Source organism: Uliginosibacterium flavum (assembly GCF_040566545.1).
Classification (GTDB): domain Bacteria; phylum Pseudomonadota; class Gammaproteobacteria; order Burkholderiales; family Rhodocyclaceae; genus Uliginosibacterium; species Uliginosibacterium flavum.
This window is the reverse complement of record NZ_JBEWZI010000001.1, coordinates 1-13655: the sequence shown is the minus strand read 5'-3', so window position 1 is coordinate 13655 and position 13655 is coordinate 1. Positions and strand designations below refer to the sequence as shown.

Below are 13655 nucleotides of genomic sequence, written 5' to 3'. Positions count from 1 at the left end.
GGAAAATTTGTTTTTCCGCATGAGTTTGCTTGTCCTTGCAAATAGCGTCCGTTGCGGGCGCTATTTGCACGTTTGCAGGAAGGAAGAAAATCATGGCGGGATTAAATGGCCGTGGCGACATGTTCATCAAGATAGAGGGTGCCCGCAGTGGCGTCTTCAAGGGTGAGTCACGCGATCCTGCGCACCTCGATGAAATCGAACTGATTGGCTGGTCCTGGGGGATGGAGGGGAACGCCAGTGCGACGGTTTCCGCAGGCGGCCGCTCGGCGGGCGCCAATCAAGTTAGTGTGCGCGAACTGGAAATCGTCAAGCCAGTTGATGCCGCCACGACAGGTTTGATGTCCGCCCTGCGCAGCAACGAAGTGTTGAAAACGGCCACGTTGTCCGTGCGTAAGGCGGGTGGGGCCAGCCCTGTTGAATATCTGAAGATCATTCTTGAAAAGGCCCGCGTACGCTCTGTCGACCTTCTGACCGGAGCCGGAGGGGCGGAGGAGCAGATCGCTGAACGCATACGCATCAGCTTTCAGAAGATTACCGTGGAATACCGTCCGCAGCAGGCGCAAGGTAGTGGCGGAGGTACGTCAAGCTTTACCACCGAGCTTGAGCAATAAAGAGGTCTGCTCGTAGGATGTTCTGCGTGGTAGTTTTGCAGGTTGCATGCCTGAAGACCCGCGCTGGGCGGATTTGAGCAGTCAGAGTGTCTGGAGATCAAGGCTGAATGGGGGTCTTCAGGGGCTCAGTCTGGATTACCGAAGAAACGGAGAACATGCATGACAAGTCCCTCGGAAGCTGAAATCAGCCTGCGCGCGGGTGATCCCGAAGCTGCGCTGGCCCAACTTCAGGCACAGGTGCGGGCAAACCCGTCCGATGCAAAATTGCGTGTATTCCTGTTTCAGTTGCTGTCCGTGCTGGGTAGTTGGGAACGTGCGCTAACCCAGCTGAACGTGGCTACCGAATTGGATGCCAGTACGCTGGCGATGGCACAGATGTACCGCGAGGCGCTCAATTGCGAGCTGTTGCGCGCCGAGGTATTTGCCGGGCGCAAGTCGCCGCTTATTTTTGGTCAGCCCGAGCAGTGGCTGGCGTTATTGATCGAGTCTGTCCTGGTTGCCGGGCGTGGCGACGCCGTTGCTGCGGCCAGCTTGCACGATCAGGCTTTTGATCTCGCTCCGACGACTTCGGGCAGCATTGATGGCCAGTCGTTCAATTGGATCGCCGACGCTGACATGCGTCTGGGTCCGGTATGCGAGGCCGTGATCAACGGACGTTACTACTGGTTGCCCTTCTGCAATCTGATGCGTGTCGATATCGAGGCTCCCGCCGATCTGCGCGATCTGGTGTGGCTGCCCGCGCACTTCCAGTTCACTAACGGTGGCGAGGCCATCGGGGTGATTCCTACGCGCTATCCGGGTTCCGAATTGAGTGAAGACGGCTTGATCCGCATGGCCCGCAAGACCGACTGGGTAGAGGCTTCGCCCGGCGTGTTTCACGGTTTGGGCCAACGTTTGCTGACCTGCGATGCTGGAGAGTTCGCTCTGATGGATGTACGTCAGATTCTGTTCAATCCGGCAGAAGATGAGTCCGCTGACGAAGAGCAGGGAGCGGTAGATGGATCTGCAAACGCTTGAGCGCCTGCAGCCGGCCCTACTGGATCGCCTGCAGGATGACGATCCGTCGAATCAGAAGCCCGAGCCCAAGGAAAAACGCAGCCTGAGCAAGGCGCAGTTTCGCGACGCGGTGTTGCGTGACTTGGGTTTTCTGCTGAATGCGGCGCGTCCACCCGCCAGCGATGGCCTGGCGGATTATCCCGAGGTCGAACGCTCGGTCCTCAATTACGGCATGCCTTCGTTCGCCGGCGAAACGGCCTCCTCGCTGGATAGTGCCGATCTCGAACGTGCCGTGCGAGAGGCGCTGATGCAGTTCGAGCCGCGCATCGTGCCTGGTTCGCTACGTGTGTTGGCCAGTCAGGAAGGCAACCAGATGGATTGGCACAACGTCATCAGCCTGCGTATCGAAGCCAGCGTGTGGGCGCAGCCTGTGCCGCTGGACCTGCTGCTGCGTACCGATGTGGATCTGGAAACTGGCCAGATAGAGGTCAAGGAATTGGGTGGGTATTGATGGATCCGCGACTGCTTCGCTATTACAACCAGGAACTTCAGCATCTGCACGAGATGGGGGGCGAATTCGCGCGCCAGTTTCCGAAGATCGCTGCGCGTTTGGGTATGGATGGCATCGAGGTCGCCGATCCTTATGTCGAACGCTTGCTGGAGGGGGCAAGCTTCCTTTCCGCGCGGATTCAACTGCGTCTGGATGCGGAGTTCCCGCGTTTCACTCAACGCCTTTTGGAAATGGTGTATCCGCATTATCTCGCGCCCACTCCGGCGATGCTGATTGCGCAGTTCAATCCGGTGCCGGGAGACAGCAATCTGGCAAAGGGGGCTGTCGTGCCGCGTGGTACGCCGTTCCGTAATGCGCAGACGCGTGGTGATGCGGTGCCCTGCGAATTCCGCACGGCGCACGAAATCCGCTTGTGGCCGCTGGAGATCGCCCAAGCACGTTACTTCTCTGTTGCGCCAGATCTGCCTTTGTCGCGCCTGAATCTGCCGAGCAAGGTAAAGGGCGGGCTGCGTTTGCGTCTGCGGTGTACGGGCGGTGCGCAATTCAAGCAACTCAGTCTGGATAATTTGCAACTGCACCTGGCCGGTGCGCACGATATTGCTTTCAAGCTCTACGAGTTGATCGGGTCTTCCTTGCTCGGCGCGCTGGTCTTGCCGATGGGTGACGCATCGAAGACGGCCGCGCCCAGCTGGCATGAATTTTTGCCCGCTACAAACGTCCGCCTGACGGGCTTCTCGGACGAGCAGGCTTTGTTGCCGAGCAAGCGGCGCGGTTTCGCGGGCTATCGTTTGATGCAGGAGTATTTTTCTTTTCCTGAGCGCTTCATGTTCTTCGATATTGATGGCTTGCAGCGCATCGTTTCGCAGCAGGCAAGCAGCGAGCTGGAGATTGTGCTGCTTTTCGGGCAGGGCGAAGCGATGCTCGAAAGCGTGGTCGATGCCAGCAACCTTCTGTTGCACTGTACGCCGGCGATCAACCTGTTTTCCAAACGTCTGGATCGGATTCACGTCAATGATGCGAGTCACGAATTTCACGCTGTGCCGGATCGCACCCATCCGATTGACTACGAGATCTACGAACTCACCGAAGTCACCGGGCATACCGGCGGCTCACGCGCTGAGCAATCCTTTCTGCCGTTTTACGCTGACTACCATTCTGACCGCCCCGGCGATCAGGCCTATTTCATGGCCCGTCGCGAGCCGCGCCTGCCGTCTGAGAAGCAGAAACGTGTGGGCAACCGCACTGGCTATATCGGCAGCGAAGTTTTCCTGTCGCTGGTCGATCCGCGCGAAGCACCCTACAACGCCGATCTGCGTCAGCTCTCCTTGCAGGCTCTGTGCACCAATCGCGATCTGCCGATCCTGATGCCACTGGGCGCGGGCAAGAGCGACTTCACGCTGGATGTGGCTGCGCCGGTCGAGTCGGTGCGCTGCATCAAAGGCCCATCGCGCCCTTATTCGATGCTCGCCGAAGGCTCGGTGGCCTGGCGCCTGATCAGTCAGTTGTCTTTGAATTACCTGTCATTGCTTGATAGCGATCCGCAGGAAGGCGCCGCAGCCTTGCGCCAGATGCTGGAGCTGTATGCCAGTACTGGCGATGTCGGCCTCAAACGGCAGGTCGAGGGCCTCAAATCGGCGGCCGTAGCCCCGGTCGTGCGCCGCCTGCCCATGCCGGGGCCGATCTGCTTCGGACGCGGCCTGGAGATTACGCTGGAAGTTGACGAGATGGCCTTCGAAGGTGGCGGTGCTTTTCTCTTCGGCCAAGTGCTGAGCCAATTTTTTGCACGCCACGCTTCTATGAACAGTTTCACCCAGACCGTGCTGCGCTCACAGGCACGCGGGCAGATCATGCGCTGGGCACCGCAATGCGGATTGCGGCCGATATTGTGATGGGGTTTGTCGCAAGTCGTCAGTCGCAAGTCGCAAGTCGCAAGTCGCAGTGGGCGCCTTGCTTTGTGGTTGCGTTGGCAAAGCCCCGGCTTGTCGTTGTAATTCAGACGCTACGAATCATGCCCCGCGACTTGCGACTTGCGCGCCAGAAGGCGGCAGCATGACCCAGCTCACCCAGCAAGCCTTCTACACGCGGCTCGAAGCCCAGCCCTTTGCGCATGACTTCTATCAGACCATGCGTCGTCTGGAATGCCTGCATGCGGACAAGCCACGCTGGGGTATGGCGCAGCGTCCGGCCGACGAGCCGATCCGTCTGGCGCAAGAGCCGTCGATGTCCTTCGCGCCGGCCAGTCTGTCGGGCTTCAAGCAGGATCGCGAAGATCATCCGCCACGTCTTGAAGTGCGTTTCTTTGGCTTGCTTGGCCCTAATGGCCCGTTGCCGCTGCACTTCACTGAACACGCGCGTCAGCGTCTGCTGCATTCCGGGGATGCAACCTTTACGCGCTTTCTGGATATTTTGCATCATCGCTATATGGCGCTGTTTTATCGCGCCTGGGCTCAGGCTCAGCCGACAGTCAGTCTGGATCGGCCGAACGAAGACCGTTTTGCCGGTTATGTCGGCGCGCTGTGTGGTATCGGTCAGCCCACGCTGCAGAGCCGCGATGCCGTGCCGGACAACGCCAAGCGTTTTCATGTCGGCGCGCTCGGTCGTCAGGTGCGCAATGGTGAGGGCCTGGCCAGCGTGCTCACCGGGTTTTTTAAATTTCCGGTCGAGATCGAACAGTTTGTTGGGCACTGGATGCCCATCGAGCAGGCGGATCAGTCGCGTCTGGGCAGCAGTCAGTTGGGCAGCAATGCTGTCCTTGGCAGCCGCGTATGGGATCGTCAGAGCAAATTCCGCATCCGCATCGGTCCGCTCTCGGCGACTCAGTACGCCGATTTCCTGCCCAGCGGTTCGGCCCTGCCCAAACTTGTTGATTGGGTGCGTTTCTATACCGGCGGGGAACTGTTCTGGGATGTGCAGTTGATTCTGCAGCAGGACGAGGTCGCGCCGATGAAGCTGGGGCAGTCCGGTCAGCTGGGCTGGAGCGGTTGGCTGGGGCAGCGTCAGGGCGCTGGCGATGCGGCGGATCTGATTCTGGATGCGGAAAGAGTCATGGCAGGGCGAAATTCAGTTAGCCGGCATTGACCGGGTAAAGCGCAATCAACAGTGAATTCAACAGGGAGTCTCAAGCATGAGTGAAATCAGTCGGGTGGCATTGTTCGGCAAGCTCAACAGCGTGGCCTACAAGGCGGTCGAAGGCGCGACGGTATTCTGCAAGTTGCGTGGCAATCCTTACGTGGAACTCGAACACTGGATCGCCCAGATGCTGCAGCTGCAGGATTCGGACTGGCACCGCATCATCCGCCATTACGGGCTGGACGAAGCCGTGCTGGCCCGCGACCTGACCGCTGCGCTGGATCGTTTGCCGCGTGGCGCGACGGCGATTTCGGATATTGCCGAGAACATCTCGAACGCCATCGAGCGTGGCTGGGTGTATGGCTCGCTGATGTACAAGGATGGCGGTGTGCGCAGCGGTTACCTGTTGCTGGGGATGGTAAAGACGGCCTATTTGCGCAACGCGCTGTATGCGATTTCGCGCCAGTTCGAACGCGTCAAGGCGGATGACCTGTCTGACGCGCTGGAGAAAATCGTGGCGGGCTCGCCTGAAGATGCGCTGACGGCAACGCTCGGCGAAGCCGCTCCGGGTGAAGCGAGCGGGGCGATGGCGCCGGCGCAGATGGGCAAGCAGGAGGCGCTGAAGAAATTTACGGTGGATCTGACCGAGCAGGCGCGCAGCGGCAAGATGGACCCGATCGTTGGGCGTGATGATGAAATCCGCCAGGTCGTCGACATTCTGATGCGTCGTCGCCAGAACAATCCGATCCTTGTCGGTGAAGCCGGTGTCGGCAAGACCGCCGTGGTCGAGGGCTTTGCCCAACGCATCGCGCGCGGCGATGTGCCGCCGAGCCTGAAAGAAGTGGAATTGCGCTCGCTCGACGTAGGCCTGTTGCAGGCCGGTGCGTCGATGAAGGGTGAGTTCGAACAGCGCCTGCGTTCAGTGATTGACGAAGTACAAGCCAGTCCCAAGCCCATCATCCTGTTCATCGATGAAACGCATACCCTGGTCGGTGCCGGTGGCGCCGCCGGTACTGGCGATGCGGCGAACTTGCTGAAGCCCGCTTTGGCGCGCGGCACATTGCGCACGATTGGCGCGACGACCTTTGCAGAATACAAAAAGCATATCGAGAAAGATCCGGCGCTGACCCGTCGTTTCCAGACCGTGCAAGTTGATGAGCCCGACGAGCCCAAGGCCATTCTGATGATGCGCGGCGTGGCCAGCACCATGGAAAAACATCACCAGGTACAGATTCTCGACGAAGCCCTCGAAGCTGCCGTCAAGCTGAGTCACCGTTACATTCCCGCGCGCCAGCTGCCTGACAAGAGTGTGAGCTTGCTCGACACGGCCTGCGCCCGCGTGGCCGTGAGTTTGCATGCCACGCCGGCCGAGGTGGATGACTGCCGCAAGCGCATCGAAGCACTGGAAACCGAGTTGGGCATCATTGCCCGCGAGAAAGCCATTGGCATCGATATCGGCAAGCGCGAAGTCGAGGCGAATGAACTGCTTGCAAGCGAACGCGTACGTCTGGCTGCGCTGGATGCGCGTTGGGTGGAGGAAAAGACACTGGTCGACGAGCTGCTGGCCTTGCGTGCCAAGCTGCGCGCGGGCATCCAGCCGGTTGAAGGCACGGGCAGCAAGCTGGAAGCCGCCGCTGAAGACGAAGCCAAGGCAGAAGGCCCCAGTGATGCCGAGCGCGAAGGCGAGCGTGTCGAGTTGCTCGTTCAGCTCAAGGCCGTGCAGGACAAGCTCACAAGCCTGCAAGGTGAAACTCCGTTGATCCTGCCGACTGTCGACTATCAGGCCGTCGCAGCCGTCGTGGGTGACTGGACCGGTATTCCGGTCGGCCGCATGGCGCGCAATGAGATGGAAACCATCCTGAAGATTGCGGATAGTCTGGCGCAGCGAGTAATTGGTCAGGATCACGCCATGGAGATGATCGCCAAGCGCATCCAGACCAGCCGCGCCGGGCTGGACAATCCGAACAAACCGATCGGCGTTTTCATGCTGGCGGGCACCTCCGGCGTGGGCAAAACCGAGACCGCGCTGGCTCTGGCTGAAGCACTCTACGGCGGTGAGCAGAATCTCATCACCGTCAACATGAGCGAGTATCAGGAAGCGCACACCGTCTCCACGTTGAAGGGTGCTCCGCCCGGATACGTCGGTTATGGCGAAGGCGGCGTGCTGACCGAAGCCGTGCGCCGCAAGCCGTATTCCGTTGTCTTGCTGGATGAAGTCGAAAAGGCCCACCCGGACGTGCATGAGATGTTCTTCCAGGTCTTCGACAAGGGCTTCATGGAAGATGGCGAAGGTCGTTTCATCGACTTCAAGAACACCCTGATCCTGCTGACGACCAATGCCGGCACCGAGTTGATTTCAGGTCTGTGCAAGGACCCGGACCTGATGCCGGATCCCGAAGGCATGGCCAAGGCGCTGCGCGAGCCGCTGCTGAAGATTTTTCCGCCCGCACTGCTGGGCCGCCTGGTGGCGATTCCCTATTACCCCTTGTCGGATGAAATGCTTGGCAAGATAGTGGTGCTGCAACTCAACCGCATCAAGAAGCGCGTCGAAGCGCGGTACAAGATTCCGTTCAACTACAGCGAAGCGGTCGTCAAGCTGGTCGTTTCACGTTGCACCGAGAGCGAATCGGGCGGGCGGATGATTGATGCAATTTTGACCAATACCATGCTGCCGGATATCAGCCGTGAGTTCTTGACCCGGATGATGGAGGGCGCTGCGATTGAACAGGTCAATGTCAGTGTCGATGACAACGCGTTCCGTTACACCTTCTGAGCCGTCGGCCAGATCACCGGGAGATAGACAATGACCTGCAGCATCGATGGTTGCAACAAGAAAGCGTTCAAGGACGGCCTGTGTACCGCGCACATGCCGAAAGCGGCCAAGGCCGATGCCCCGGTCTACACCGTGGTGCTCGGGCGCGCCCAAGGGGCGCTTGCTGCGAATGTTGGTTTTGCCGCTCTGGCGGCATCCAGCACCCCCTCCGACCCCTATCAGCAGCGTATCGAGGCCTTGCGCGGCAGCGGTCCGAAGACGGGTGGCGAGGAAATTGTGCATGGCGTCAGCTGTCTGCACGACACCCAGAAGGCCAACAACGTGACCGTCTGGTATTCGTGGAGCGGCAACGCGATGACGGTCTGGGGGCTGGGCAGCCATGCCGGCGGTAGCGGTGCCGGCAACAAGAAGTACTCGATGACGTGGTTTGATGGCACCAACAAGTCCTGGACGCGGGCTTGATCGGGGCTGGCTAGCCGCAGTTCAGTCATTCGGGCGCAAGCTGTGTTCTGAGAGATGTTCATGACATTTTCAGCACAGCTTCGCGGGATGGTTTGCGGCGTGTCGGGGCAATGAATTCTGACTGGTGAAGGCGTCCGACAGCACTTACGATGCTGATCAGCGACGCTGACAAGCAGGATCTGCTCATCGCCGATCTGTCATCCGATGCAGCAGGCTGGCAGAGTCGGCGGGTGTCGAGGCAGCGATGGAGAAAGCGCGAGCAGAGGTGCCGGGGTTCGCTCCTGTGTTCTGCGCCGTGCCGGCATCGGCTGATGAGAACTTTGCGCTTCTGCAGAGGCATGGCTGGAGAGCCAAGGCTGACGCGCCTCTCCAGTGGGCCTTGCTGCAGATGGCCATCCCGCGAGGCTTGACGGGCGGGTCTATTTTCTGGATTTCAGCCGATCCAGTCCGATGCGGCATAGACGATTTCGCCGGCCGTGCGTCGAAGGCTCTGGCTTGATGTATCGGCCCAGGCTTCGCCGGAAATCCGCCCGGTACAGTGGAATACCGCACAGTTCAGCGCCGAAAGCTGTCACATGGCGGGAGATTTTTCGTTAGGATCACCTGAAGTGCTTCAGGCTGCTTTTCCTGCCTGTTACTGTTTTTCATAAAAATCATATCCACGGGTGGATCATGCTCAGTCTCTTACGTAAATTATTCCGTGCGCGGGAAGAAACCCACCCTGGCCATCCGATGGAAACACTGACCGCCAGCATTGCCTATCCAGATGGTCGGAAGGAGACGTCCTATATCAGTGAAGCCGTGCTCACCGCTGATGGCGATGCCGAGCGGGCAAGCATGCTGGCCGAGTTGCGCGAGTCCTATCCGCATATCGCGGAACGAATCTCACTGACCTGGGGAACGCCCAATTGCGAGGAATATCTGGCCTCCTTGCTCTTTGATGAACGCGCGATGGACAAGGGCCACCAATACGTGGCGCGTGCCGGTTTCTCTCCGCGCCTGATGTCTGTGCTGATGACTTTGCAAGGCGAACATCAGCGCTGCTTTTGTTTCAGCCCGGCTGCGATGACTCGCTAGCCTCCTGATTGTGCTGCGCCGGTACTTGCCGGGCGGACGCGCTTCAGATTGCGCCCAGGGTCGCAGGCGATCTCGCTTGTTCTGTTGTGCGAAGCGTTTCATCCACCGCCCGACCATTGCAAGTGACCCAGCCCACCGCGCGCCACCCAAGCAGCGGCCGTAGAGGTCCGTCAGAGGCGGCTGAGCGGGCAGTGCTTGACCGCTGCTGGAACTCGTCTGGCGTAGCGAACTTCGGCTTGCCCTTTGTCTTGTGCGAAGATTTGTGTACTCCATTTCTTCGGCCGCCTGCGTATGCCAAATGTCCTGATTCTGTATTCCAGCGTGGATGGCCACACACTCACGATTTGTCAGCGTTTGCAGGCGTGCATCGAGACTGCCGGTGCGAGTGCCTCGGTGCTGGAAATTACCACTTGTGGTGAAGAGACTTTGCGCGCGGCAGACGCGGTGATTGTCGGCGCGAGCATCCGTTACGGACATCATCGCCCTTGTGTCGCGGAATTCATGCGGCGGCATCAGGCCTTGCTGCAGAGCAAGCCGAATGGTTTCTTTTCGGTGAATGTCGTGGCGCGCAAACCCGCCAAAAACACGCCGGATACCAATCCCTATCTGCGCAAACTTCTGCGTCAGATCGGTTGGCGACCGTCTTTGCTGGCCGTGTTTGCGGGGCGGATCGACTATCCGCGCTGTGGCCTCCTTGATCGCCACATGATTCGTCTGATCATGTGGATTACCAAGGGCCCGACAGATCTGCGTCAGGCTTTCGAGTTTACGGATTGGACGCAGGTCGAGGCGTTCGGCGCACAGATTCTTGTGGCGTCAAAAGCCTGAGAGGCATGGCCTGAAGAGCCGCATCGGTAAAGAGTCTTCAGGATGTATGGTTGGCAAGCCGCACACCGCAACAATCTTCAACATGCCTGCCTGACGAGGCCCGGCCTGAGCGGCTCTTCAGCCACCCTTTGTTGATATGCTACGTCGGCCGTTCAGCTCATCAAATGATCGTGCAGCGCCACGTATTCCAGCGTCAGTTTGTGGCGCGCATCCAGATGGATCATCGGGCGCGCCTGCTGGTGGCTTTCGCGGATCTTGACCGAGGATGACAGATAGGTCGGCAGGATCGGCAGGCCTTCGTCGATCAACTCCTGCACGAGGCGCTGCGGCAGGCTGGCGCGCGGCTGGAACTGGTTGACCACGATACCGTCGATACGCAAATCTCGATTGTGATCGGCACGGATTTCCTCGACGCTCTCCAGCAGCGAATACAGTGCGCGGCGCGAGAAATCATCGCAGTCAAACGGGATCAGGCAGCCATTGGCCGCGATCAGCGCCGACAGCGTGAAGAAGTTCAGGGCGGGCGGCGTATCGATGTAGATGCGGTCGAAATCATCCGCCAGTTCAGCCAGCGCATCGCGCAGCTTGTAGATCTTGTGTCGTGATTCGAGCTTGCTCATCAGCTCTTCCAGACGTGGCGAAGAGGCCATGATGCTCAGATTCTCGAACGGTGTTGGCAGCGCATAGTCAAGGGTGGCACGGTTCTCGAAGCGGATCGTGAGGGTCTGCTCGAACAGATCGGCCAGACTGGGCGAGATGCCATCGGCCGCCTCACCCAACAGGTAGTGCGTGGAATTGCCCTGTGGATCCAGATCGATGACCAGCGTGCGTAAACCTTGCGCAGCAGAAATCGCGGCCAGGTTGCAAGTGATGGTGGACTTGCCGACGCCACCCTTCTGGTTGAATACCACGCGTTTCATGTTCCGTCTCCCTGGTGATTCGGCACGATTCAAGTTTGAACCCTGGGTGCGATCTCAGTCGCACGGCACGCCCGGCTGGCCGACTGAAGTCGCCCCACACCTGTACGCGCCACTATTTGCGGGCTCAATCCCAAGTGTAAGTGCAATTGCTGCAGTGCACATTGTGCCAAAAAAGCTGTCATAAAAGGTAAAAGCGGGCAGCTCTGCACGACTGGGCAGTGCCAAGAGCTAGAATCGGGCGATCTTCAGAGGGGACGACATGAACACACGCATCCTGATGGCCGCCGCACTGGCCGGCCTGTGCATGGCCGGGCAAGCCGGCGCAGCGGAATTGATCACCGTGGGTGGCGGCTCGCTGCACTTCGAACGCGATCTGGGGCACAACGAATTCAACTACGGCCTGGGCTACGAAAAGGACTGGGACGACGAGCTTTCCTGGTCGGCCGGCGTGTATAAAAACAGCATTCGTCGCGCAAGCTTTTATGGCCTGGTCAATTGGTATCCGGTAACGCTGGGCGGCGGTGTGCGCGCCGGCTTCACCGGTGGTTTGATGAGCGGCTACCACCACTCACCCATTATCGGCACCCTGATGCCGACCCTGGAATGGCGCGGCGAACATTTGGCCTTGCAGAGCTTCATCATCCCGAGCATCAAGCCTTACATCGATGGCGCCGTGGTGCTGCAGCTGAAGTACGTGTTCAGTAGGTAGCTGCCGGGGACTGGGGACTCGGAACTGGGGACTGGGGACTGGGAAAGGCGGGGTGGCTGGTGAGCCGCGCTGGGCGGACTTTTTCGGGGTGCTTGTTGGAGGTCTGTAGCGGCCATCTGTAGGGTGGGCACGGTGTGCCCACGCGGCGTATGATCCGATGCCATTGACACAACGCGTGGGCTCGCCGAGCCCACCCTTTCACCCACCTTACGTGTTTCCCGGGAATCCTCTTAGCTGGTGATCGTGAACGGGGCGCCCAGAGTCATCAACCAGCAAGCACCATTCATGGGTTTGGGAGCGCAAATGGCGGGACGGGAATCACCTTCGGGCGCAGCAGGTCGGTGATTTCCTCGGCGGCAATGCCAAAACCGTAATCGCTGATTGAGATGTTGTTGAAACGATAGGTTAGCGTACTGGGGAACATCTCGGTGGCGCTGGAAATCCGCACCTCGATGTTCGCACTCGATGGGATGTTCCCGCGCAGCGTTACTTTGGGGATCAGGACATAAGCGAGATGTGTGGGTTTGAAGGCCTGAATTTTTTGCTGAAGAAAGCCCCGTTCATAATTATCTGTGGAGCTATACAGCAGGATTTCTTCATACGCGATCGGCGTGTCATCCAGTTTCTTGCTAAGTTGTCTGGTGAGTGAGTGCTGAACAACGTTCAGATTAACAGATCGGTCCTGGGGTTGTACGACCAGCAGACGTTTGACCTCGCCGCTGTAGCTGCCTGACGTGTTTCCGAGAGGGTGTTTCCCCCGGGTTGCGCAGCCTGCAAGAGCGAGGGTGCCAATCAGGGCGAACAGAAATATGCGTTTGTACATTTTTGCAAGAGGTTTGAAGGGCTTGAGCGAAGATGGGATCTTATCAGTAACGTAGGGTAATGACATGGACGCCCCTACCTGCAACGGCATCGAAGTGCCAAAGTGGAGTTGTCGAAAAACCACTGAGCGGAGGGGCGTCATGGAAGAGCTTAAGGTAGTCGGGCTGGATCTGGCAAAGACTGTGTTTCAGGTGCATGGCATCAATAGCCAAGGTCGCAAGTTGTACGGCAAGAAACTGAATCGATCAGATGTCGTGGAGCATTTCGCCAAGTTGCCACCGGTGCTGGTGGGGATGGAAGCATGCGGAGGCGCTCACGAGTGGGCGCGCCGAATCTCCAGCCTTGGTCATCAGGTGAAGATGATGGCACCGCAGCATGTGAAGCCGTTCGTGCAAGGCAACAAGACCGATGCACGTGATGCGGCAGCGATTGCCGAAGCCGCGAATCGGCAGTCGGTGCCTTCGGTGGCGATTCGTGGAATTGAAGGTCAGCAGATGCAGGCGCTACACCGGGTGCGCGAGTTGTGGATGAAGCAGCGCGTGGCCCTGGGTAATCAGATTCGCGGCTTGTTGGGTGAGTTTGGTGAGGTCATGCCGTTGGGGGGCAAGCGGCTCAAACAGGAGGTGGCGCTATGGCAAAGCAAAGCCGGACCTGAACTGGCGGTGCTCAAAGAGGTGATCGAACAGTTGTTGAGTGGGCTGCGTCTGCTCGAAGAACGGATCAGCGTGCTGGAAGTGAAGATCAAGGTGTTGCACAAGAGCAATGCGGCCAGCAGGCTCATCGAGAGCATCCCGGGTGTCGGTCTGCTCAGCGCCACGGCGATCGTTGCCAGCTTTGGGCGGTGTGAGAGTTTCGACAGCGCGCGCAAGTTCGCGTC

Annotated in this window: 13 protein-coding genes; 11 read left to right on the top strand and 2 right to left on the bottom strand. The window is 59.1% G+C overall.

Annotated features, from left to right (window positions below):
- The first annotated feature begins 92 nt into the window (after positions 1–92).
- The 9 genes from ABXR19_RS00065 (at position 93) to hemG (ending at position 10327) form a co-directional block, all read left to right on the top strand.
- Positions 93–611 (top strand): Hcp family type VI secretion system effector, encoded by a 519-nt coding sequence (locus ABXR19_RS00065; protein ID WP_354599031.1) that lies wholly within the window; start codon positions 93–95, stop codon positions 609–611.
- A 159-nt stretch (positions 612–770) separates the two neighbouring features.
- Positions 771–1628 (top strand): type VI secretion system accessory protein TagJ, encoded by an 858-nt coding sequence (locus ABXR19_RS00060; RefSeq protein ID WP_354599030.1) that lies wholly within the window; start codon positions 771–773, stop codon positions 1626–1628.
- Positions 1609–2118, top strand: coding sequence for a type VI secretion system baseplate subunit TssE (gene tssE / locus ABXR19_RS00055; RefSeq protein ID WP_354599029.1), 510 nt, complete (start codon positions 1609–1611; stop codon positions 2116–2118). The genes ABXR19_RS00060 and tssE overlap by 20 nt, the downstream gene beginning before the upstream one ends.
- Positions 2118–4007 (top strand): type VI secretion system baseplate subunit TssF, encoded by a 1890-nt coding sequence (gene tssF / locus ABXR19_RS00050; protein WP_354599028.1) that lies wholly within the window; start codon positions 2118–2120, stop codon positions 4005–4007. Before tssE ends, tssF begins: the two co-directional genes overlap by 1 nt.
- A gap of 160 nt (positions 4008–4167) precedes the next feature.
- Positions 4168–5196, top strand: a complete 1029-nt coding sequence (gene tssG, locus ABXR19_RS00045; RefSeq protein WP_354599027.1) for a type VI secretion system baseplate subunit TssG — start codon at positions 4168–4170, stop codon at positions 5194–5196.
- 46 nt (positions 5197–5242) lie between these two features.
- Positions 5243–7960: a type VI secretion system ATPase TssH gene (gene tssH / locus ABXR19_RS00040; protein ID WP_354599026.1), complete on the top strand. Its 2718-nt coding sequence runs from the start codon at positions 5243–5245 to the stop codon at positions 7958–7960.
- A gap of 30 nt (positions 7961–7990) precedes the next feature.
- On the top strand, positions 7991–8422 hold the full coding sequence (locus tag ABXR19_RS00035; RefSeq protein WP_354599025.1) for a hypothetical protein: 432 nt from the start codon (positions 7991–7993) through the stop codon (positions 8420–8422).
- Positions 8423–9094: 672 nt separating this feature from the next.
- Positions 9095–9499, top strand: coding sequence for a hypothetical protein (locus ABXR19_RS00030; RefSeq protein ID WP_354599024.1), 405 nt, complete (start codon positions 9095–9097; stop codon positions 9497–9499).
- Between the two features lie 291 nt (positions 9500–9790).
- Positions 9791–10327 (top strand): menaquinone-dependent protoporphyrinogen IX dehydrogenase, encoded by a 537-nt coding sequence (gene hemG, locus ABXR19_RS00025; RefSeq protein ID WP_354599023.1) that lies wholly within the window; start codon positions 9791–9793, stop codon positions 10325–10327.
- A 152-nt stretch (positions 10328–10479) separates the two neighbouring features.
- Here the strand turns inward: hemG and ABXR19_RS00020 are convergent, their stop codons facing one another.
- Complete coding sequence (locus ABXR19_RS00020; protein WP_354599022.1) at positions 10480–11247, bottom strand: ParA family protein; 768 nt, start codon at positions 11245–11247, stop codon at positions 10480–10482.
- Positions 11248–11506: 259 nt separating this feature from the next.
- On the opposite strand from ABXR19_RS00020, the gene ABXR19_RS00015 reads away from it, so the two are divergent.
- On the top strand, positions 11507–11956 hold the full coding sequence (locus tag ABXR19_RS00015; protein WP_354599021.1) for a hypothetical protein: 450 nt from the start codon (positions 11507–11509) through the stop codon (positions 11954–11956).
- A gap of 283 nt (positions 11957–12239) precedes the next feature.
- Here the strand turns inward: ABXR19_RS00015 and ABXR19_RS00010 are convergent, their stop codons facing one another.
- The gene (locus ABXR19_RS00010) at positions 12240–12845 is read right to left on the bottom strand and encodes a hypothetical protein (protein ID WP_354599020.1); all 606 of its coding nucleotides are present in this window, start codon (positions 12843–12845) and stop codon (positions 12240–12242) included.
- Between the two features lie 73 nt (positions 12846–12918).
- On the opposite strand from ABXR19_RS00010, the gene ABXR19_RS00005 reads away from it, so the two are divergent.
- The coding region (locus ABXR19_RS00005; protein ID WP_354599019.1) for an IS110 family RNA-guided transposase at positions 12919–13655 on the top strand (737 nt) is incomplete at its 3' end.